Source organism: Cellulomonas sp. NS3 (assembly GCF_024757985.1).
Classification (GTDB): domain Bacteria; phylum Actinomycetota; class Actinomycetes; order Actinomycetales; family Cellulomonadaceae; genus Cellulomonas_A.
In genome coordinates, this window is sequence record NZ_CP103289.1 from 244,232 (window position 1) to 262,777 (window position 18,546).

17 protein-coding genes are annotated in these 18,546 nt (G+C 75.6%); 6 read left to right on the top strand and 11 right to left on the bottom strand.

Annotated elements, in window-relative coordinates; translation table 11 throughout:
* The first annotated feature begins 30 nt into the window (after positions 1-30).
* Positions 31-1,323 (top strand): exonuclease SbcCD subunit D, encoded by a 1,293-nt coding sequence (locus NXY84_RS01175; protein WP_258725363.1) that lies wholly within the window; start codon positions 31-33, stop codon positions 1,321-1,323.
* Positions 1,323-4,469 carry an AAA family ATPase gene (locus NXY84_RS01180; RefSeq protein WP_258725364.1) on the top strand — a complete coding sequence of 1,049 codons (3,147 nt, stop codon included), beginning with the start codon at positions 1,323-1,325 and terminating at the stop codon, positions 4,467-4,469. Before NXY84_RS01175 ends, NXY84_RS01180 begins: the two co-directional genes overlap by 1 nt.
* Positions 4,470-4,598: 129 nt before the next feature.
* Here the strand turns inward: NXY84_RS01180 and NXY84_RS01185 are convergent, their stop codons facing one another.
* A complete protein-coding gene (locus NXY84_RS01185) occupies positions 4,599-5,786 on the bottom strand; it encodes a PP2C family protein-serine/threonine phosphatase (protein WP_258725365.1) in 1,188 nt (395 codons plus the stop codon).
* A gap of 182 nt (positions 5,787-5,968) precedes the next feature.
* Positions 5,969-6,382: a hypothetical protein gene (locus NXY84_RS01190; protein ID WP_258725366.1), complete on the bottom strand. Its 414-nt coding sequence runs from the start codon at positions 6,380-6,382 to the stop codon at positions 5,969-5,971.
* 278 nt (positions 6,383-6,660) lie between these two features.
* Here NXY84_RS01190 and NXY84_RS01195 point away from each other — a divergent pair, with 278 nt between their 5' ends.
* Together NXY84_RS01195 and NXY84_RS01200 are read left to right on the top strand one after the other, a co-directional pair.
* Positions 6,661-7,512, top strand: coding sequence for an ABC transporter ATP-binding protein (locus NXY84_RS01195; RefSeq protein ID WP_258725367.1), 852 nt, complete (start codon positions 6,661-6,663; stop codon positions 7,510-7,512).
* Complete coding sequence (locus tag NXY84_RS01200) at positions 7,509-10,079, top strand: ABC transporter permease (protein ID WP_258725368.1); 2,571 nt, start codon at positions 7,509-7,511, stop codon at positions 10,077-10,079. The genes NXY84_RS01195 and NXY84_RS01200 overlap by 4 nt, the downstream gene beginning before the upstream one ends.
* Before the next feature lie 32 nt (positions 10,080-10,111).
* On the opposite strand, the gene NXY84_RS01205 is transcribed toward NXY84_RS01200, so the two are convergent.
* Together NXY84_RS01205 and NXY84_RS01210 are read right to left on the bottom strand one after the other, a co-directional pair.
* On the bottom strand, positions 10,112-10,393 hold the full coding sequence (locus tag NXY84_RS01205) for a winged helix-turn-helix transcriptional regulator (RefSeq protein WP_258725369.1): 282 nt from the start codon (positions 10,391-10,393) through the stop codon (positions 10,112-10,114).
* A complete protein-coding gene (locus NXY84_RS01210) occupies positions 10,390-10,794 on the bottom strand; it encodes a VOC family protein (RefSeq protein ID WP_258725370.1) in 405 nt (134 codons plus the stop codon). The genes NXY84_RS01205 and NXY84_RS01210 overlap by 4 nt, the downstream gene beginning before the upstream one ends.
* 126 nt (positions 10,795-10,920) lie before the next feature.
* Between NXY84_RS01210 and NXY84_RS01215 the strand changes: the two genes are divergently transcribed.
* Positions 10,921-11,373, top strand: a complete 453-nt coding sequence (locus NXY84_RS01215) for a response regulator (RefSeq protein ID WP_258725371.1) — start codon at positions 10,921-10,923, stop codon at positions 11,371-11,373.
* An 86-nt stretch (positions 11,374-11,459) separates the two neighbouring features.
* On the opposite strand, the gene NXY84_RS01220 is transcribed toward NXY84_RS01215, so the two are convergent.
* The 7 genes from NXY84_RS01220 to NXY84_RS01250 form a co-directional block, all read right to left on the bottom strand.
* On the bottom strand, positions 11,460-12,161 hold the full coding sequence (locus NXY84_RS01220) for a GAF domain-containing protein (RefSeq protein ID WP_258725372.1): 702 nt from the start codon (positions 12,159-12,161) through the stop codon (positions 11,460-11,462).
* Between the two features lie 172 nt (positions 12,162-12,333).
* Positions 12,334-14,010, bottom strand: coding sequence for an alpha-amylase family protein (locus tag NXY84_RS01225; protein WP_258725373.1), 1,677 nt, complete (start codon positions 14,008-14,010; stop codon positions 12,334-12,336).
* Positions 14,007-15,107 carry a TIGR03885 family FMN-dependent LLM class oxidoreductase gene (locus NXY84_RS01230; protein ID WP_258725374.1) on the bottom strand — a complete coding sequence of 367 codons (1,101 nt, stop codon included), beginning with the start codon at positions 15,105-15,107 and terminating at the stop codon, positions 14,007-14,009. The genes NXY84_RS01225 and NXY84_RS01230 overlap by 4 nt, the downstream gene beginning before the upstream one ends.
* 72 nt (positions 15,108-15,179) lie before the next feature.
* The gene (locus NXY84_RS01235; protein ID WP_258725375.1) at positions 15,180-15,581 is read right to left on the bottom strand and encodes an ATP-binding protein; all 402 of its coding nucleotides are present in this window, start codon (positions 15,579-15,581) and stop codon (positions 15,180-15,182) included.
* Positions 15,581-15,715: a hypothetical protein gene (locus NXY84_RS01240; RefSeq protein ID WP_258725376.1), complete on the bottom strand. Its 135-nt coding sequence runs from the start codon at positions 15,713-15,715 to the stop codon at positions 15,581-15,583. The genes NXY84_RS01235 and NXY84_RS01240 overlap by 1 nt, the downstream gene beginning before the upstream one ends.
* 126 nt (positions 15,716-15,841) lie before the next feature.
* On the bottom strand, positions 15,842-16,228 hold the full coding sequence (locus NXY84_RS01245; RefSeq protein WP_258725377.1) for a hypothetical protein: 387 nt from the start codon (positions 16,226-16,228) through the stop codon (positions 15,842-15,844).
* Between the two features lie 224 nt (positions 16,229-16,452).
* Complete coding sequence (locus NXY84_RS01250) at positions 16,453-17,742, bottom strand: multidrug effflux MFS transporter (protein WP_258725378.1); 1,290 nt, start codon at positions 17,740-17,742, stop codon at positions 16,453-16,455.
* A gap of 93 nt (positions 17,743-17,835) precedes the next feature.
* Here NXY84_RS01250 and NXY84_RS01255 point away from each other — a divergent pair, with 93 nt between their 5' ends.
* Positions 17,836-18,420 (top strand): putative glycolipid-binding domain-containing protein, encoded by a 585-nt coding sequence (locus tag NXY84_RS01255; protein WP_258725379.1) that lies wholly within the window; start codon positions 17,836-17,838, stop codon positions 18,418-18,420.
* Positions 18,421-18,546: the final 126 nt, after the last annotated feature.

Sequence of the window (18,546 nt, forward strand, 5' to 3'; positions counted from 1 at the left end):
AGCGTCGGTGGTGTCGGTTAGTTTCGAGGCATGCGGCTCCTGCACACCTCCGACTGGCACCTGGGCCGCACCCTGCACGGCGTCGACCTGCTCGACCACCAGGCCGCGTACCTCGAGCACCTCGTCGACGTCGTGCGCACCGACCCGGTCGACGCGGTGCTCGTCGCCGGCGACGTCTACGACCGCGCGATCCCGCCCGTCGAGGCCGTCCAGCTCCTCTCCGCGACGCTCGCGCGCCTCGCGGAGCACACGACCGTCGTCCTGACCCCCGGCAACCACGACTCCGCGGCGCGGCTCGGCTTCGGCGCCGAGCTCATGCGCGAGCGCGTGCGGGTCCGCGCGCAGGTCGGCGACCTCGCGACGCCCGTCGTGCTCCCCTCGGACGACGGCGACGCGCTCGTGTACGCGCTGCCGTACCTCGACCCCGACGTCGTGCGGCACCGGCTCGACGCGCCCGCCCGGTCGCACGAGTCGGTCATGACCGCGGCGACGGCGCTCGTGCGCGCCGACCTGGCCCGCCGGGCCGCCGAGGCGTCCGCCGCGGGCCGGCCCGCCCCGCGCTCGGTCGTGATGGCGCACGCGTTCGTGATCGGCGGGGAGCCGAGCGACTCCGAGCGCGACATCCGCGTCGGCGGCGTGGACCACGTGCCCGCCGGGGTCTTCCACGGGGTCGACTACGTCGCGCTCGGGCACCTGCACGGTCCGCAGCTCGTGGGTGGTGCAGGCGGGGCCGGCGGCGGGAGCGGGACCGACGCGGCGGGCAGGACTGACGGCGCGGACCGGACCGACGGCGCTGACCGGGCCGGCAGGGCGGGCGGGACCGGCGGTGCGGGCGGTGTCCACCCGGTGCTGCGGTACTCGGGCTCTCCGCTCGCCTACTCCTTCTCCGAGCTCCGCCAGGCCAAGTCCACGACGCTCGTCGAGCTGCCCCCCGGCGGCGGCGCACCCATCGTGACCCTGCTCCCGGCGCCCGTGCCGCGCCGCCTCGCCGAGCTGTCCGGCCCGCTCGAGGACCTGCTCGGCCCGGCCGGCGCGGCGCACACCGAGGACTGGCTGCGCGTGACCGTCACGGACGCGCACCGGCCGCCCGACCTGTTCCGCCGCGTCCGCGAGCGGTTCGCGCACGCGCTCGTGATTCAGCACCGGCCGCCCGAGCGCACGGGTACGGAGCGCGCCGCGACGCAGGTCACCGCGGCGCACGACCCGCTCGAGGTGGCGGCGGAGTTCGTCGCGCACGTGTGCGGCGCCGAGCCGACGGAGGCCGAGCGGACCGTCCTGCGGCGCGCGTACGAGGACGTCGTCGCGCTGGACCGGAGCGCCTGATGTACCTGCGCACGCTCACGCTCCAGGCCATCGGCCCGTTCGCGGGGCGGTTCACGGTCGACTTCGCGCAGCTCGGCGCGTCCGGGCTCTTCCTGCTCGAGGGCCCCACGGGCGCGGGCAAGTCGACGCTCATCGACGCGATCGTGTTCGCGCTGTACGGCAAGGTCGCCTCGGCGTCGACGAGCGAGGACCGGCTGCGGTCCGGGTTCGCGGGGCCCGACGACGAGAGCGTCGTCGACCTCGTGTTCGAGACGTCCGCCGGGGTCTTCCGCGTGCGCCGCACCCCCGCGTACGACCGACCGAAGAAGCGCGGCACGGGCACCGCGCGCCAGCAGGCCACCGTGAAGCTGTGGCGGCTGCCGGCCGAGAGCCCGGCGGAGGCGGGCGGCGGCGACCTCGCGGGTCCGGGGGCCGCCCCCGAGGGGGAGATCGTCTCGACCCGGCTCGACGAGGCCGGCGCCGAGCTGCAGCGCGTGGTGGGCCTCGACCGCGCGCAGTTCGTGCAGACGATCGTGCTGCCGCAGGGCGAGTTCGCGAGCTTCCTGCGCGCCGACCCCGAGCACCGCCGCGGGCTGCTGCAGAAGATCTTCGGCACGGAGGTCTACGAGCGGCTGCAGCGTCGGCTCGAGGAGCTGCGCCGTGAGGCGCTGCGCGCGACCGGTGAGGCGCGCGCGCAGCTCGTCACGGCGACCGCGCACTTCGTCGGCGCGGCCGGGCTCGACGGCGAGAGCGCAGACGAGCTGCGCGCGCTGGCCGACGACGCCGCGCTCGAGACCGCCGACGCCGCTCGCCGGTGCGCCGGGCTGCTCGAGGCGGGGTCGCTCGAGGCGTCGGCGTGGGACACCGAGGCGCGCCGCGCCCTGACCGAGGCCGAGACCCGGGTCGGGGCGGCCGAGCGGACCGTCGAGCTGCTCACGCGCCGCGCCGCGCTGCGGGCCGAGCGGGACGAGCTCGCCGCACGGGCGGACGAGCACACCGAGGAGGTCGCCCGCCGGGACCGGGCTCGCCGTGCCGCGGTGGTCCGGGCGCTGCTCGCCGGTGTCGACGCCGCGCTCACCGAGGTCGCGAGCGCCGAGAAGGCCGTGCACGCCGCGGTCGACGCCGCACCGGCGGGTCTCGTGCCGCAGCACGCCCGCGTGTTCGGGCTGCTCGGGCACCGCGCGGCGACGCTCCCCGGCGACGCCGAGGACGCGCACGGCCACGCCGGCCCCGCGCTGACCCACGAGCTCGAGGCCGAGCGGGCGCGCGCGGCCGATCTCGCGGCGACGCTCGCGCGGCTCACGGAGCTCGAGTCCGGGCTGCCGGACCGCCGCCGCGGCGTCGAGGACCTCCGGACGACGCTCGCGGCGTCCCGCGCCGAGCGCGCGCGGCTGACCGAGGAGCTCGCGACGCGCCCGGTCGAGCGCGCCGAGATCGTCGCGGCCGTCGAGGGTGCGCGCGGGCTCGTCGCCGAGCTGCCCGGCCGGCGCGCGCAGCTCACCGCCGCCGAGCAGGTCCTCGCGGCGGTCCGGACGAGCGAGCGGACGCGCACCGACCTCGAGGCCGTCACGCGGCGCCGCGACGCCGCCGCGCAGGCCGCCCGGACCGCCGTCGAGCGCGAGGCCGCCGTGCGCGCCGCCCGGATCGCGGGCATCGCCGGGGAGCTCGCCGCGACGCTCGCCGACGACGAGCCGTGCCCGGTCTGCGGCGGGACGGAGCACCCGGCCAAGGCCGCGCTGAGCCCCGACCACGCGAGCGCCGAGGAGGTCGAGGCCGCCGAGCACGCCCGCGTCTCGGCGACCGGCGTGCTCGACGAGCGCGCAGCCGAGGTCGCGACGCTCACCGAGCGCCTCGCGGGCCTGCGCGAGCAGGCGGGCGACCTCACGCCGGCCGAGGCGCAGGACCGGCTCGACGAGGCGCGGCTGCTCGTCACCATGGCCCACGACGGCGTCGCGGCGCTCGGACGTGCGGAGGCGGCCCTCGTCGCGCACGACGACGAGACCGAGCGCGCCCGGTCCGCCCGGGCCGAGCTCGAGACGCTGTGCGCGTCCGAGGCGGAGCGCCTCACGGCCCGCGAGCAGGAGGTCGCCCGCGACGAGCGCGAGGTGCTCGACGCCCGCGGCGACCACCCGACGGTGGCTGCCCGGCGCGCCGCGCAGCTCGTGCGCGTCGAAGCGGCGACCACCGTGCTCGACGCGCTCACGGCCGTCGCCCAGGCCCGCGCCGACCGGGGCCGGCGACGCGCCGAGCTCGCGGACGCCGTGACCGAGCAGGGCTTCCTGGACACCGACGACGTGCGCTCGGCGCTGCTGCGCGCCGACGAGCTGGCCGCGCTCGACGCGCGCGTCCAGCGGCACGACGCGGCGGTGCTGCGGGTGCGCGACGCGCTCGCCGACCCCGCCCTGGCCGGTCTGCCCGAGGACGCGGCCGCCGCCACGGACGCCCGGCGCGAGGTCGAGGAGGCCCGCGCAACCTGCGAGGGGTGCCGCTCCGCCGCCTCGGCCGCGGCCGGTGCGGCCGCCGTCGCCGAGCAGCAGGCCGCGCTCGCCGGCTCCGCGCTCGCGCAGGTCGAGGCCGCCGTCGCCACGCTGGCCCGCGCGCACGCCGACGCCGGTCCGGTCCTGCGGATGGCGAACCTCGCCACGGCGAGCGGCTCGGACAACTCCCGCGCGCTCACGCTCGCGACGTACGTGCTGGTCCGCCGCTTCGAGGACGTCGTCGCCGCCGCGAACGACCGCCTGCTCCTGATGTCCGACGGGCGCTACGAGCTCGTGCGCAGCGACGAGCGCGAGGACGTGCGCACGCGCCGCACCGGGCTGTCGATGCGGGTCGTCGACCACTCGACGGGCCTCGAGCGCGACCCGCGGACCCTCTCGGGCGGCGAGACGTTCTACGTGTCGCTGTGCCTCGCGCTGGGCATGGCCGACGTGGTCACCGCCGAGGCGGGGGGCATGGACCTCGGGACGCTGTTCGTCGACGAGGGCTTCGGCTCGCTCGACCCCCACACGCTCGACGTGGTGCTCGCCGAGCTCGGGCGGCTGCGCGCCGGGGGCCGCGTGATCGGCGTGGTGTCGCACGTCGAGACGCTCAAGCAGTCGATCGCCGACCGGATCGAGGTCCGGCACCTGCCGGACGGGTCGAGCACGCTCTCGGTCCGCGCGGGCTGACCCCGCGCGCGGCGGGCTCCTGCCGCCGCACGGCCGGGTGGCGGTCAACCTCTCGGCGCACGACGCCGGGGAACCCGCGGTCGTGGACCTCGTGCGCGACTGCGTCGAGCAAGCCTGACCCGGCCGGGCTCAGTCCGTCTCGCGGCGCAGGGCCAGGATCGTCAGGTCGTCGGGCCGGTCGTTCGCCCCGAGCGCCCACAGCACCTGCGCGACGGCCTCGTGCGCGGACGGCGCGCCGCGCGCCGCACTCTCGACGACGGCGAGCGCCTCGAGGGTCCCGCCGGAGGCGTCGAGCGCGTCGAGCACGCCGTCGCTCAGCGTGAGCACGAGGTCGCCGGGCTCGAGCGGCACCCGGGCCGCAACCCGCTCGGTGCCGGGGACCGCGCCGAGCGGCGGGCCCTGCGACGCGAGCCGCTCGGTCGTGCCGTCGGCGCGGAGCAGCAGCGTGAGCCCGTGGCCGGCGTCGCACCAGGTCAGGACGTGCGCCTCGGGGTCGATCTTCCCGTGGAACGCGGTCACGAAGCTGCCGGTGCGCAGGAGGTCGGCCTCGAGGGCGGCCTCGGCGTCCGCGAGCGAGGCGGCGACGTCCCCCCGCCGCGCCGAGCTGCGCAGGACCGCGCGCACGGTCGCCGCGATGATCGCCGCGCCGCCGCCCTTGCCCATGACGTCCGCGAGCGTGAGCGCGACGCCGCCGGCGACGGGGTGCCAGTCGTAGAAGTCCCCGCCGACGGCCCGCGCGGGAAGGCAGCGGCCCGACACCTCGTAGCCCGGCAGGTCCGGCATGCTGCGGGGCAGCAGCCCGGCCTGGACCTGGGACGCGCGCTCGAGCTCCTCGTGGACCAGCAGCTCCTTCTCGACCCACAGCGCGAGGTCGCGCAGCAGCCGCGCGTCCTCCTCCCCGAAGGTGCGGGGCGTGGAGTCGGCGAGGCACAGAGTGCCCACCCGGTACCCGGCCTGCCCGTGCAGGGGCTGGCCCGCGAAGAACCGGATGCCCATCGGACCGGTCACGTAGGGGTTGTCGCGGAACCGGGCGTCCTCGCGCGCGTCCTCGACGACGAGCAGGTCGGGGTGCTCGATGGCGAGCGCGGACAACGACGCCTCGCGCGGGTGCACCCGAGCGTCGATGCCGACGCCGGCCTTGTGGAAGACGCGGTCGCGGTCGACGAGCGCGACGGCGACCTTCTCGACGCCGAAGAGGCTCTGCGCGAGGCGCACGACGCGCTCGAACCGCTCCTCGCGCGGGGTGTCGAGCACGCCGAGCCGGCGCACGACGTCGACGCGGGTGTCCTCCGCCTCCTGCGCGCGTGTCACGGTCATGCCCCGACCGTAAGCCGGGATCGTCGCCGAGGTAAGCGGGCTCCGACGGCCGCGGCCGGCCCGACCGGGACACGCGCGGACGAACCGGGACGAACGCGCCGGGTGAGAATGCCGACATCACCGCCGTGCGCGCCACGAACCGGGACGGACGCCCGGGGGCGGTCCGCCCGCCGCACGCGACCTCACCAGCTCCAGCCCCGGGCCGCGAGCTCGACCTCCTCGCGGAACCGCTCCTGCGGGTCGCCCTTGGCGCGCTGCAGGACCTCGACGCCCGCGAGCCGGCACGCCTCGGCGAGCAGCTGGTCGTAGGCCAGCTGCGTGGCGATGACGCGCTCGGCGAGCGCGAACGTCCGGGGCTCGCCCTCGAGCGCGCGCGCGTGGTCGGCGACGACGCCGAGCCGGGTCTGCAGGCGCAGCGCGACGAACGGGTCGGGCGGTCCGGGTTCCCGCCGGCGCAGGCGGTCGGCGCCGCGCTCGAGCACGCGCGCGAGGCGCACGCGCCACGGGGCCGGCTCCTCGGGGGACGGGAAGAGCGCCATGAGGGCTCCGAAGAGCACGGCGGGGCCCAGGAAGACCACCAGCAACGACCACATCATCGTCGGCCCCCGTCCCTGCGCCTGACGTCAGGCTAGGCGCATGATGTGACGTGCGCCACAGCAATTCGGGGGACCCGGTGGACGGTCCGACGAGCGCCTCTGAGGCCGCCCGCGGGGCCGCCCGCGGGGCCGCCCGCGGGGCCGCCCGCGGGGCCGCCCCCGGGGGTGCGCTCAGGGGCGGGCAGGGGCCTGACCAGGGGGTTCCCCCATCGCCCGCGCCGCCCCGGCGGGCCACGATGAGGGACGGCAGCAGTCCGACCCACCGAGGGGCCTCCCGCATGAGCAGCACCGCCAGCCCGACGAGCCCGGCCACCACGAGCACCCCCACGAGCCCGCCGACGCCGCCCACGGCGACGGCGATCGCGTACGCGCGCGAGCTCCGCAAGACGTACGGTGACGGCGACACCGCGGTGCACGCGCTCGCCGGCGTCGACGTCGAGTTCCGGCGCGGCGAGCTCACCGCGATCATGGGCCCCTCGGGCTCGGGCAAGTCGACGCTCATGCACTGCATGGCGGGCCTCGACCGGCCCACGTCGGGCACGGTCGTCGTCGACGGCGACGAGGTCAGCCGGATGAACGAGCGCAGGCTGACGAGGCTGCGCCGCACGCGCCTCGGGTTCGTGTTCCAGGCGTTCAACCTCGTGCCGACGCTGACCGCGCTCGAGAACATCACGCTGCCGCTCGACATCGCCCGGCGGCCCGTCGACCGCGCGCACCTCGACGCCGTGGTCGCCGCGGTGGGGCTCCAGGACCGCCTGCACCACAAGCCGAGCGAGCTCTCGGGCGGCCAGCAGCAGCGTGTCGCGTGCGCGCGGGCGCTCGTGTCGCAGCCCGCCGTGGTGTTCGCCGACGAGCCGACCGGCAACCTCGACTCCGCGTCGTCCGCCGAGGTGCTGGGCTTCCTGCGCCGCTCCGTCGAGGAGCTCGGCCAGACGATCGTCATGGTCACGCACGACCCGACCGCCGCGTCCTACGCGCACCGCGTGCTGTTCCTCGCCGACGGGCTGCTCGTCGGCGAGCTGCTCGACCCGACCCCCGCGTCGGTGCTCGACGCGCTCGCCGCCGCCGCGCAGTCCGCCGCGGACCGGTCCGCCGCCGCTCAGCGCACCGCCGCCCGGTCCGCACGATGAGGCGCGTGGCCCTGCGGGGCATCCGCGCGCACCTCGTGCGGTTCGTGCTGTCGGTCCTCGCCGTGGCGCTCGGCGTCGCGTTCGTGGCGGGCACCTTCTCGCTGCGCACGATGCTGTCGTCGACGTTCACCGGCATCGTCGAGAGCACGACGACGGCCGACGCCTACGTGCAGGGGACGCAGACGGTCGGCGGCTCGCAGCCGGGCGGCGACTCCGGGCTCAACCCCGTCCCGCTCGCGCTCGCCGCGACGCTCGAGGGTGTGGAGGGCGTCGACCACGTGATCCCGGCGCTGCAGGGCCCGATCGTGCTCGTCGGGGCCGACGGCACCGCCGTGCAGAGCACCCAGGCGCCGTCCTTCGCGTTCGCCTACGACCCGCGCGACGACACCCTCGAGCTCACCGCGGGCCGCGCGCCCGAGGGCGAGGGCGAGATCGCGGTCGAGGCGGCGACGCTCGAGAGCTCGGGGCTCGCGCTCGGGGACTCCACGACCGTCGTGCTCGGCGACGACCTCCGGACCGTCGAGGTCGTCGGCGAGGCCACCGGGGGCACGCCGTTCGCGGGTGCCACGATCGTGCTGCTCGACGCCGAGGTGGCGACCGCCGCGTACGCGCCCGACGGGCTCGTCCCCCTGCACGCCGTGCACGCCGAGGACGGCGTGACCGAGGCGGAGCTCGTCGACCGGGTCGAGGAGGCGCTCGCCGGCGTCCCCGAGGGGGCGCAGGCGGCTGCGGTCACCGGCGACTCGCTCCGCGAGGACACCCGCGCCGAGATCGACAGCCAGCTCGGGTTCGTCACGACGTTCCTGCTCGTCTTCGCCGGGATCTCGCTGTTCGTCGGCGGCTTCATCATCGCCAACACGTTCGCGATGTCCGTGCGCCAGCGGATGCGTGAGTTCGCGCTGCTGCGCGCCGTCGGGGCCTCACCCGCCCAGGTGTTCTCGTCGATCCTCGTGCAGGCGGCCGCGGTCGGCGTGCTCGGCTCGGCGCTCGGCGTCGCGGGCGGCGTCGGCCTGGTCCAGGTGCTCAAGGTCGTGTTCGAGCGTATGGGCATGGCGCTCTCGGGCGAGATCCCGCTCGACGGGTTCACGGTCGTCGTCTCGATCCTCGTCGGGACCGTCGTGAGCGTGCTCGCCGCGGCGCTCCCGGCCCGCCGTGCGGCTCTGGTGCCGCCCGTCGAGGCGATGCGCGACGACGTCGCGGTGCCCGAGCGCTCGCTGCGCGTCCGGGCCGCGCTGGGGTCGCTCGCGGTCGTCGCCGGGGTCGCGGCCGTCGTGTCGTCGGTCCGGTCCCCCGACGGGGCAGACGCGGGTCTCGTGCTCGGCGTCGGCGCCGGGGCGGTCCTCATCGGCACGCTCCTGCTCTCGCCCGTGATCGCGCGCTGGTCGATCGGCGTGCTCGCGCTCCCGCTCGTCGCGACCGTCCGCCCGCTCGGCCGGCTCGCGCGCGGCAACGTCGTGCGCAACCCCCGCCGCACCGCGAACACCGCGGGCGCGCTCATGATCGGCATGGCGCTCGTCGGCGCGTCCGCGGTCCTCGCGGCGTCCGCCCAGGCGTCGACGAGCGCGATCGTCGAGGCCGAGGCGAACGCGGACCTCATCCTCCAGTCGGCCGGGTCGAGCTCGATCCCGACCGGCGCGGTCGACGACGTGCTGGGAGTGCCCGGGGTCGACGCGGTCGACCCGTTCCTCGCCGGGTCGGTCCTCGTGGCCCCGGCCGGACGGACCCCGGGACCGGGGGACGCGGGGCTCGTCGCGGGCATCGAGCCCGGCGCCGTCGGGCGCAGCCTCGACATCGAGGAGATCGACGGCTCGTTCGGCGACGCGCTCGCCGCGGGACGGCTCGCCGTGCAGGAGTCGGCCGCGGACGACGCCGGCTGGGCCGTCGGCGACGAGCTCACGGTCGTCGGCGTGGGCGGGGCGCGCACCGTGGAGATCGGCGCCGTGATCGACTCCCGGGCGATCGGGACCTCGGTCGTGCTCCCCGCCGACCTGTTCCGCGCGCTCGTCCCGGAGCAGCAGACGTTCCTGTCGACCGCCTTCGTGACGTTCGACGACGGGGCCGACGCGGGCGACGTCCGGGCCGGCGTGACCCGCGCCGTCCAGCCGTACGTGGTGGTCGCCGTGCTCGACTCGGAGGAGTACGTCTCGCAGATCGCCGCGCAGATCGACCAGGTGCTCGTGATCCTCTACGCGCTGCTCGGGCTCTCGGTCGTGATCGCGGTGCTCGGCATCGTGAACACCCTCGCGCTCTCGGTGATCGAGCGGACCCGGGAGATCGGCCTGCTGCGCGCGGTCGGGCTCGGCCGGTTCCAGCTCGCGGGAACCGTCACGATCGAGTCGGTGCTGACCGCGGTGTTCGGGACGGTCGTCGGGCTCGGCGTCGGGGTCGCGCTCGCCTCGGCGATGCCGACGGTGTTCGCCGACGAGGGCCTCGGGACGCTCGTCGTGCCCTGGGCGAGCCTCGCGGCGATGCTGGCGCTGGCCGTCGTCGTCGGGGTGCTCGCCGCCGTGTGGCCCGGTGCCCGTGCGGCGCGGCTGCCGGTGCTCCAGGCGATCAGCTACGAGTGAGGTTCACGCCGGACCTCGTGCCCGCGCCGCACCTAGGCGTCGTCCCTGCCCCAGCGCCCGAGCGCGACGATCGCCTCGCGCAGGGCGAGTCCGCGAGCGGTCAGTGCGTAGGCGCGGGTGTTGTGCCGGAGGGGCAGACGGGACAGGACGCCGGCCGCCTCGAGCTCGCGCAGGCGCGTCGCGAGCATGTTCGTCGGCGCTCCCAGGTCCCGCTGCAGGTCGCTGTAGCGCTGCGGCCCGTCGAGCAGCCGCTCCACGATGAGCAGGGCCCATCGTGCTCCGACGACGTCGAGGGCCGCGGCGAGGTCGCTCACGCCGTCGGATCGGTGTCCGGCTTCATCCAGAACGGTGAGTAGTGGTACCCGTCCGGGTCGTCGAACTGTCGCTGGTACATGAAGGGGTAGTCGTCGGTGTCGCCGATCCGCCCGCCGGCGGCCCCGGCGCGCTCGACGAGGTCGTCCACCGCCTCGCGGCTCCCGAGCTCGAAGGAGACCGTGATCTTCGAGGGGGTGTCGGGGCCGCCCACCAGCTCCTCGACGCCGCCGACGGCGGCGTACATCTCGCGGCTGCCGAGCATGACGTACTGCTCGGGCGCGATCGCGAAGCACGCCACGTTGTGGTCGGACATCTCGGCACTGAGGGTCCAGCCGAGGCCGGTGTAGAAGGTGGTCGCGCGCTCGACGCTCTCGACGGGGCAGGTGATGAAGAGGCTCATGACGTCGATACTTGCAAAATGCAAGTAGATGGTCAAGGCCCTGGTCGTGCCGGATGCCCGTCCCGCAGCGGCCGGGTCTCCGGCGTGGGACCCTTCAGCGTGACCTCCACCCCGGAACGCCGCTCTGTGAGCACCGCCGTCCCGCGCCGCCGCCCTCGCGTCCTGCTCGTCGAGGACGACCCGGGCGACGTCCTGATGATCCGGGAGGCGTACGCGGACCTCGGGCGCAGCGAGGACCTCATGGTCGTCAACGACGGCATCGAGGCGCTCGAGCACGTCCGCCACGAGGGCGCGTACGCCGAGGCGCCGCTCCCGGACCTCATCCTGCTCGACCTCAACCTGCCGCGGATGAGCGGGCGCGAGGTGCTGCACGCGCTCAAGACCGACCCGGCCCTGAGCCACATCCCGGTGGTCGTGCTGACGACGTCGTCGGGCGAGGAGGACATCGTCAACGCGTACACGGGGCACGCGAGCTCGTACGTCACCAAGCCCGTGGACTTCGAGGAGTTCGTGGCGGCGATCCACCAGATCGACCGCTTCTACTCCGAGGTCGCGCGGCTGCCCGACCACGCCGCGTAGCAGCTCAGCCACGTGCCGGGGGCGCCGGACAGGGCGTCCGGCGCCTGACGCGTCGGTGGACCGGGCGCCGGGCGTCGAGCGCCGGTTCAGGCGTCGCGATCGGCGAGCCGGCCCAGCACGTCCGCGACGGTGCCCTGCTTCTCCGCGATCGTCCGGCTGATGGTCTCGTTGATCGTCTCCCGCGCGTCCGCCGCGGCGACCGCGTCGGCGTGCGCCGTCGTGAGGCGCGCGACCTCGAGGCACAGGCTCACCGTCTGGGCCACCTGCTGCGCGAACGCGTCGCCGCGCACGAGCACGTCAGCGTCCCAGGGGTCGAGCTCCTCGGAGTAGAGGTTCACGGACAGCTCGACGCCCTCCGCGACGTGCGCGGGGATCCCGGCGGCGGAGCGGAAGCCGTTGTCGAGGGCGACCCGGCGCCACGACGCCCAGCGCGTGTCCTCGAGGATGTCCGGGACGAGCACGACCTGGAGCAGGTCCATCGCCGTGACGCACGGTCCCGCGCCCGTGTCGTACTCGGTCTGGTCGCACAGGCCCGCGCGGGCGGTGCTGGTCGCGACGAGGCGGTCGTGCCCGCGGTGGCGCACCGAGATGCTGATCTCGGTGCCCGCGAGGAGCTGGGTCCCGGCGCGCGACGCGAGGTCGTCCAGGTGGTCGCGGACCGTGCGGGCCTCGAGGACGAACGTCTCGAGCTGCTCGTCCGGCGGGAGATCGGGAAGACCGTCGTCCGGTCCGGCCGCGTGCTCGTCCGTGCGGGGGTCCCCCGGCTGCCCGGGGTGGTCCTGCGTCATCGTGCGCTCCGCTCTCGTCGCGATCTCAGCGACGACGACGCACTCTAACCGCGGGACCGCCCGGCACGGGCACGCACGGGCACGCACGGGCGAACCGGCGCGGACCGAGCCCGGCCGGCACGCACCGGAACCGACCGAGCAGGGCAGGCACGTACCGGCTCGGCCGCACCGGCTACACGAGCCGGCGCGACCCCGGCCGGACGACCCGCAGCCACCGGTACCCGTACCCGGGCAGCGCGACCTCGACGCGGCCGTCCTCGCCGCACGGGGTCATGCCGTCCTCGAGCAGGTCGACGAACCGCACGTCCGCGCCGAGGTCCGGCAGGTGCAGCGGCACCGTGACCGGCTCCGCGGCGAGGTTGTGCACGGCGACGAGCGAGCCGTCGCCCCACGAGCTGCGGTGGGCGAGCACGTGGGCGTGCGGCTGGTCGAGGACGTCCACGGTGGCCCAGCCGAGCTCGGGGCACTCGCGGTACCGGCGCACGAGCAGGCCCATGAACGTGAGCATCGAGTCGGGGTCGCGCCGCTGGTCGGCGACGTTGACGTGCTCGGGGGCGAACCCGCCCTCGACGACCGGTGCGGTGAGCCGCGAGGCCGGTGCCGTCGAGAAGCCGCCGTTCGGGCCGGCGTTCCACTGCATCGGGGTGCGCACGGCGAGCCGGCCCTCGGACGCCAGGTTCTCGCCCATGCCGATCTCCTCGCCGTAGAACAGCGTCGGGGTGCCGGGCAGCGAGAACAGCAGCGAGTAGACCATCCGGACGCGCCGCGGGTCGCCGTCGAGCATCGGCGGGAGCCGGCGGCGCAGGCCGCGACCGAAGACCTGCATGTCCTTGTCGGGCCCGAACGCCGCGAACACCTCGGCGCGCTCGTCGTCGGTGAGCTTGTCGAGCGTGAGCTCGTCGTGGTTGCGCAGGAACGTCGCCCACTGCGCGTCGCGCGGCAGCGGCGGCCGGGCCTTCAGCGCGTCCACGATCGGCGCCGCGTCGCCCCGCGCGAGCGCGAGGTACGTCGCCTGCATCCCGGGGAAGTCGAAGATCATCGTCAGCTCGTCGCCGTCGCTGCCACCGAGGAACTCCACGGCCTGCTCGTACGGCAGGTTGACCTCCCCGAGCAGGATCGCGTCGCCGGAGCGGCGGTTCATGAACGAGCGCAGCGAGCGCAGGTACTCGTGCGGGTCGACGAGGTCGTCGCGCGGGTTCGCCTCTGCGCCGTCGAGCAGGAACGGCACGGCGTCGACCCGGAAGCCCGAGAGCCCGAGCTCCATCCAGAACCCCATCACCTTGGCGATCTCGTCGCGCACCTGGGGGTTCGCGACATTGAGGTCGGGCTGGTGCTTGTAGAACCGGTGCAGGTACCACTCGCCGGTCTTCTCGTCGAGCTCCCAGATGCTGTCCTCCTGGTCCGGGAAGACGACGTCCTTCTTGGTGCCCTTCGGCGGCGGGTCCGAGCGCCACACGTAGTAGTCGCGGTACGGGCTGTCCTTGCTCGACCGGGCGGCCTTGAACCACGGGTGCTTGTCTGACGTGTGGTTGACGACGAGGTCCGCGATCACGCGCATGCCGCGGTCGCGTGCGGTGCGGATGATCTCGACGACGTCGCCGTGCGTTCCCAGGCGGGGGTCGACGCCGTAGAAGTCGGTGATGTCGTAGCCGTCGTCGCGGTCGGCCGTCGGGTAGAAGGGCATGAGCCACAGGCACGTCACGCCGAGGTCGGCGAGGTGGTCGATGCGCTGCGCGAGGCCCGCGAAGTCGCCGGTGCCGTCGCCGTCCCAGTCCATGAACTTCTGGACGTCGAGGCAGTAGACCACCGCGTTCTTCCACCACAGGTCCGAGGTGTCGGTGATCCTCATGCGTGGCCCACCTCGGCCTCCGGGCCGGGCTGCTGGTGCTCGGGGGCGTAGAGGTGGGGGTCATGCGGGTCGGCGTGGGCGGGCCGGGCGGCGGGGGACGGGGTGCCCGACGACGCGGCCGGTGCCGTGCCCGACGACGCGCCCGCGAGCTGCGGGACGACGCGCTCGCCGAACACGTCGACGAACTCCTCGAGCTCCTGGCCCACGTGGTGCAGGTAGACCTGGTCGAAGCCGACGTCGACGAGCTCGCCGATCTGGTCGACGAGCCGCGAGACGTCCGCCGAGACGAGCACCGTCCCGCGGACCTGCTCGGGCGGGACGTCCGCGGCGACGACGTCGAAGTGCTGCGGCGTCGCGAGGTCCCAGCACACCGGCGGGTCGTAGATGTTGGTGCGCCACTGGTCGTGCGCGATCGCGAGCGCCTGCTCCTCGGTGTGCGCCCAGGACAGGTGCACCTGGAGCGCGAGGTCGCCGCGCCCGCCCGCACCCCGGTACTCGGAGACGATCTCGCGGAGCTTCTCGACGGGCTGGTTGGTGGTGATGAGGCCGTCGGCCCAGTCGGCGTGCGCGCGCGCGGTCGCCGACGTGACCGCCGGGCCGATGAGCTTCGGCGGGGTGTCCGGGAGCGTCCAGACGCGCGCCTCGTCGACCGTCACCAGGCCGCGGTGCGTGACCGTCTCGCCCGCGTGCAGCGCACGGATGATGTCGACGCACTCCCGGAGGCGGGCGTCCCGCTCGGCCTTGGGCGGCCACGGGTCGCCGGTGATGTGCTCGTTGGCGTTCTCGCCCGAGCCGAGCGCGACCCAGAACCGCCCGGGGAACATCGCCGCGAGCGTCGCCGACGCCTGCGCGACGATCACGGGGTGGTAGCGCTGCCCGGGCGCGTTGACGCAGCCCATCGGCAGGTCGGTCGTGGCGAGCGCGGCGCCGAGCCAGGACCACGCGAAGCCCGACTGGCCCTGGCGCTCGCTCCACGGGGCGAGGTGGTCCGAGCACATCGCGGCGCCGAAGCCCGCTGCTTGCGCCTGCTGGACCGTGCGCAGCAGCGCGGCGGGGTGGACCTGCTCGTGCGAGGCATGGAGTCCGACGACAGTCATGCCGCCCATTCCTACCGGCCGGGCAGCGCGGGCGCGCGGTGAGCCACGGTCGGGGGAGCCCGCCGGCCCGGCTCAGTGCAGGGCGACCCGGAACCAGACCGTCTTGCCGCGCCGGGCGTCCACGTCGACGCCCCAGTCGTCCGCGAGGCGCTCGACGAGCTCCATCCCGCGCCCGCCGAGGTCGCTCGGGCGGGCACGGCGCACGACGGGACGCACGGTGCTGTCGTCGCTGACCCGGATCGTCACGGAGCCGTCGCTGCAGCGCAGGGAGACGGCGATCGCGTCGGCGACCGCCCCGTACTTGACCGCGTTCGTCACGACCTCGCTCACGAGCAGCTCGACCGTGCGCACCGCGGACGGGTCGGCGCCGTGCTCCGTGAGGAGGTCGACCGCCCAGTGCCGCGTCTCGCGCGCCGCGGCGGGCACGGCGGCGACGCGCAGCCGCGCGCTGCCGCCCCGCGCCGAGGGCGCCATCACGAGGCACCGTCGCGGGCGCTCGGTGCGGCCCGCAGGTCCTCGCGCGCCCCGGCGACGCACTGCCGGGCGGGCCGCGCCGTCGTCGCTCCCGGTCCGCCGGTCGCCGGCGCGGGGTCGAGCGTCTCGGCCACGACCCTCCCTCCGACGGACGAGCCCGGGGTACGGGCGAGCGCGCGCCATCGTATCCACCCGCGCGGGGCCGCTCACGGCGGGCCGCGGGTGATCGTCGGGGGTGGAGGAGCCGGTCGCGCCGGCCGTCACGCGTCCTGGTCGTCGACCTCGTCCGGTCCCGCGGCTGCGGGGGCGTCGACGACGACGGCGTGCCCGCCGGCCGCCGTGAGGTGCGTGCGGTCGTCCGCGTCGACGTTCACGCAGATCAGGCCGCCGCCGCGGTGCTCCAGGCGCGCGCCGGCCTCGTCGAGCACCGCGGCGACCCGTCGGCTCCCGATCCGTGCCGCGCCGAGGTCGAGGATGACGAGGGACGCGGTCGACGAGAGCGGCCCGAGGACGTCCGCGAGCCGGACGGCGTCCTCGCGGCCGAGCACGCCCGTGGGGCGCAGCGTCGCCGTGAGCCAGTCCGCCGCGGCGAGGGGCTCCGGCGGCGGGCACGCCGCGGCGCGCTGGTCGAGCAGGGTCGTGGTCATGGTGGTCGGCCTCCCGGCGGACCGGCGCGGCGCCGGCCCTGTCCACGACCCACTGTCGCCGAGGCGCCTGAACGGCAGGTGAACGTCAGGCAGGAGCCGGGTGGGGACGTCGTGCGGGTCGGGCCACGCCGCCGTGCACGGGCGGCGCCAGGCCGCCGGTCCACCGACGGAGCCGGCCCGGTCGGCGCCACGCAGGGCCGAGCCGGGCCGGTGGTGCTCCGAGGTCAGGCGGCGACGGCGCGAGCCCGGCGCGCGGGCATCCCGACCCGCGTCACGAGGAGCAGGACCGCCGAGACGAGGATCGTCCCCGTCATGACGACCGCCATGCGGAGCGCCGTCGGCTGCCCGCCGACGCTCGTGAGCGGCGCGATCACGGCACCGAGGCCGAACTGCAGCGCCCCGAGCAGGGCCGCGGCGGTCCCGGCGCGCTGCGGGTTCGCCGCGAGCGCGATGGCCGGCGCCGACGGCATCACGAAGCCCGCCGTGGTCAGCACCAGCACGAGCAGGGTCGTCACCGGCCAGAACCCGCCGCCCGCGGCCGTGACGACGAGCAGGGCCACGACGAGCAGCACGCCCGCCGCGACCGCCCACGCGAGGATGCGCTCGGGCTCGAACCGCCCGACGAGCGCGCCGTACACCTGCGAGCCCGCGGTGATGCCCGCGGCGCCCGCGGCGAACACCCAGCCGAACTCCTGCGCGGACAGCGCGTAGCCGTCCTGGAACACGAACGTAGCCGCCGAGACGTACGTGAACATCGCGCCCATGTACGTCGCGGACAGGAACGCCAGCCCGAGGAACGTGCGGCTCGTCAGCAGCACGCGGTAGGACCCGAGCGCCGCGCGGGTGCCGCCGGTGCGCCGCTTCTCGACGGGCAGCGACTCGCGCAGCGCCACGGAGGCGATCACGAGCAGGACGAGCCCGACGACCGCGAGGAAGCCGAACACGAGGCGCCAGGACCCGAACCGGAGCAGCTGCGCGCCGATCGTGGGCGCGAGCACCGGTGCGACGCCGACGACGAGCATGAGCCGGGCCATCATCTTGGAGACCGCGACACCTTCGAACCGGTCGCGGATCGTCGCCATCGACAGGACCATCCCGGCCGCCGCCGCGAAGCCCTGGACGACGCGCAGCACCGTCAGCATCGCGACCGACTCGACGAGCACGATCGACGCCGACACCAGCACGTACAGCACCAGCGCCCCGAGCAGCGGCCGCCGACGCCCGTACGCGTCCGAGAGCGACCCGATGAAGAGCTGACCGAGCGCGAGGCCCGCCAGCGACGCGGTGAGCGTGAGCTGCACGGCGGCCGTCGAGGCGCCGAGGTCGGCGCCGATCTCGGGGAACGCGGCGAGGTAGGTGTCGAACGTGAGGGGGCCGATCGCGGTCAGCGCCGAGAGCAGCAGCACGAGGCCGACGCCGAGGCGGGTGCGCGCGGGCAGCGCCGCCGGGGTGCCCGCGGTGTCGGGGCTCGTGGGGATCGTGCTCGTGGGGGTCGCGCCCGGACCGGTGGTCACGGTCGGCGCGCTCGTCGCTGGTGGCATGACTGGCGCAACACCGGCACGGCGCTGCCTCTTCCGTGGTGTCCGGTCCGCGAGAAGACTCGGGCGATGACCCCGTTCGTCGACCCGCCGCCGTTCGCCGCCTGGGAGCACCGGACGGCCCGTGAGGGCTTCGAGGTCGCGCACCTCACGGGCCTCGACGGTGGGTGGCTGATCACGACGTGCACGACCGCGGTCGAGGACGGCGAGCCGTGGGTCGTCGAGGCGACGATCGACGTCGACGCCACCTGGACGACGCGGCGGGCGCACGTCCGTGGGCTGTCACCGGACGGCGAGCGCACGCTCGTGCTCGACGGCGACGGCGCGGGCGGCTGGCGCATCGACGGCGAGCCCGACCCGCGCCTCGACGGCTGCCTGGACGTCGACCTGGAGTCCTCCGCCGTCACGAACACGCTGCCCGTGCACCGCCTGCGCCTCGCGGTCGGCGAGGGCGGGCCCGCGCCGGCCGTCTACGTCCGGGCCGTCGGGCTGGGCGTCGAGCGGCTCGAGCAGACGTACGCGCGCGTCGACCACGACGGTCCGGGGGAGCGGTTCGCGTACACGGCACCGGCGTTCGACACCGCGTGCGACCTCGAGGTCGACGCCGCGGGGCTCGTGCTCGAGTACCCGGGGATCGCGGCGCGCCGGTTCTGACCGCGTGCCCGAGCGGTCCGGTGCCGGTGGTCGGGCGACCCGGCGGCGCTACGGTCGGGCGGTCGACCCGGAAGGACCCCCGTGACCGCACCGTCCGACGTGCCCGCCCCGCGTGAACCCCTCGAC

What these genes read in the sequence shown, in the direction of transcription:
- NXY84_RS01175 (WP_258725363.1), top strand. Translation starts at nt 31, where the DNA reads ATGCGGCTCCTGCACACCTCCGACTGGCACCTGGGCCGCACCCTGCAC.
- NXY84_RS01230 (WP_258725374.1), bottom strand. Translation starts at nt 15,107, where the DNA reads ATGACTGTCGTCGGACTCCATGCCTCGCACGAGCAGGTCCACCCCGCC.
- NXY84_RS01225 (WP_258725373.1), bottom strand. Translation starts at nt 14,010, where the DNA reads ATGAGGATCACCGACACCTCGGACCTGTGGTGGAAGAACGCGGTGGTC.
- NXY84_RS01180 (WP_258725364.1), top strand. Translation starts at nt 1,323, where the DNA reads ATGTACCTGCGCACGCTCACGCTCCAGGCCATCGGCCCGTTCGCGGGG.
- NXY84_RS01200 (WP_258725368.1), top strand. Translation starts at nt 7,509, where the DNA reads ATGAGGCGCGTGGCCCTGCGGGGCATCCGCGCGCACCTCGTGCGGTTC.
- NXY84_RS01190 (WP_258725366.1), bottom strand. Translation starts at nt 6,382, where the DNA reads ATGATGTGGTCGTTGCTGGTGGTCTTCCTGGGCCCCGCCGTGCTCTTC.
- NXY84_RS01255 (WP_258725379.1), top strand. Translation starts at nt 17,836, where the DNA reads ATGACCCCGTTCGTCGACCCGCCGCCGTTCGCCGCCTGGGAGCACCGG.
- NXY84_RS01195 (WP_258725367.1), top strand. Translation starts at nt 6,661, where the DNA reads ATGAGCAGCACCGCCAGCCCGACGAGCCCGGCCACCACGAGCACCCCC.
- NXY84_RS01210 (WP_258725370.1), bottom strand. Translation starts at nt 10,794, where the DNA reads ATGAGCCTCTTCATCACCTGCCCCGTCGAGAGCGTCGAGCGCGCGACC.
- NXY84_RS01185 (WP_258725365.1), bottom strand. Translation starts at nt 5,786, where the DNA reads ATGACCGTGACACGCGCGCAGGAGGCGGAGGACACCCGCGTCGACGTC.
- NXY84_RS01220 (WP_258725372.1), bottom strand. Translation starts at nt 12,161, where the DNA reads ATGACGCAGGACCACCCCGGGCAGCCGGGGGACCCCCGCACGGACGAG.
- NXY84_RS01235 (WP_258725375.1), bottom strand. Translation starts at nt 15,581, where the DNA reads ATGGCGCCCTCGGCGCGGGGCGGCAGCGCGCGGCTGCGCGTCGCCGCC.
- NXY84_RS01245 (WP_258725377.1), bottom strand. Translation starts at nt 16,228, where the DNA reads ATGACCACGACCCTGCTCGACCAGCGCGCCGCGGCGTGCCCGCCGCCG.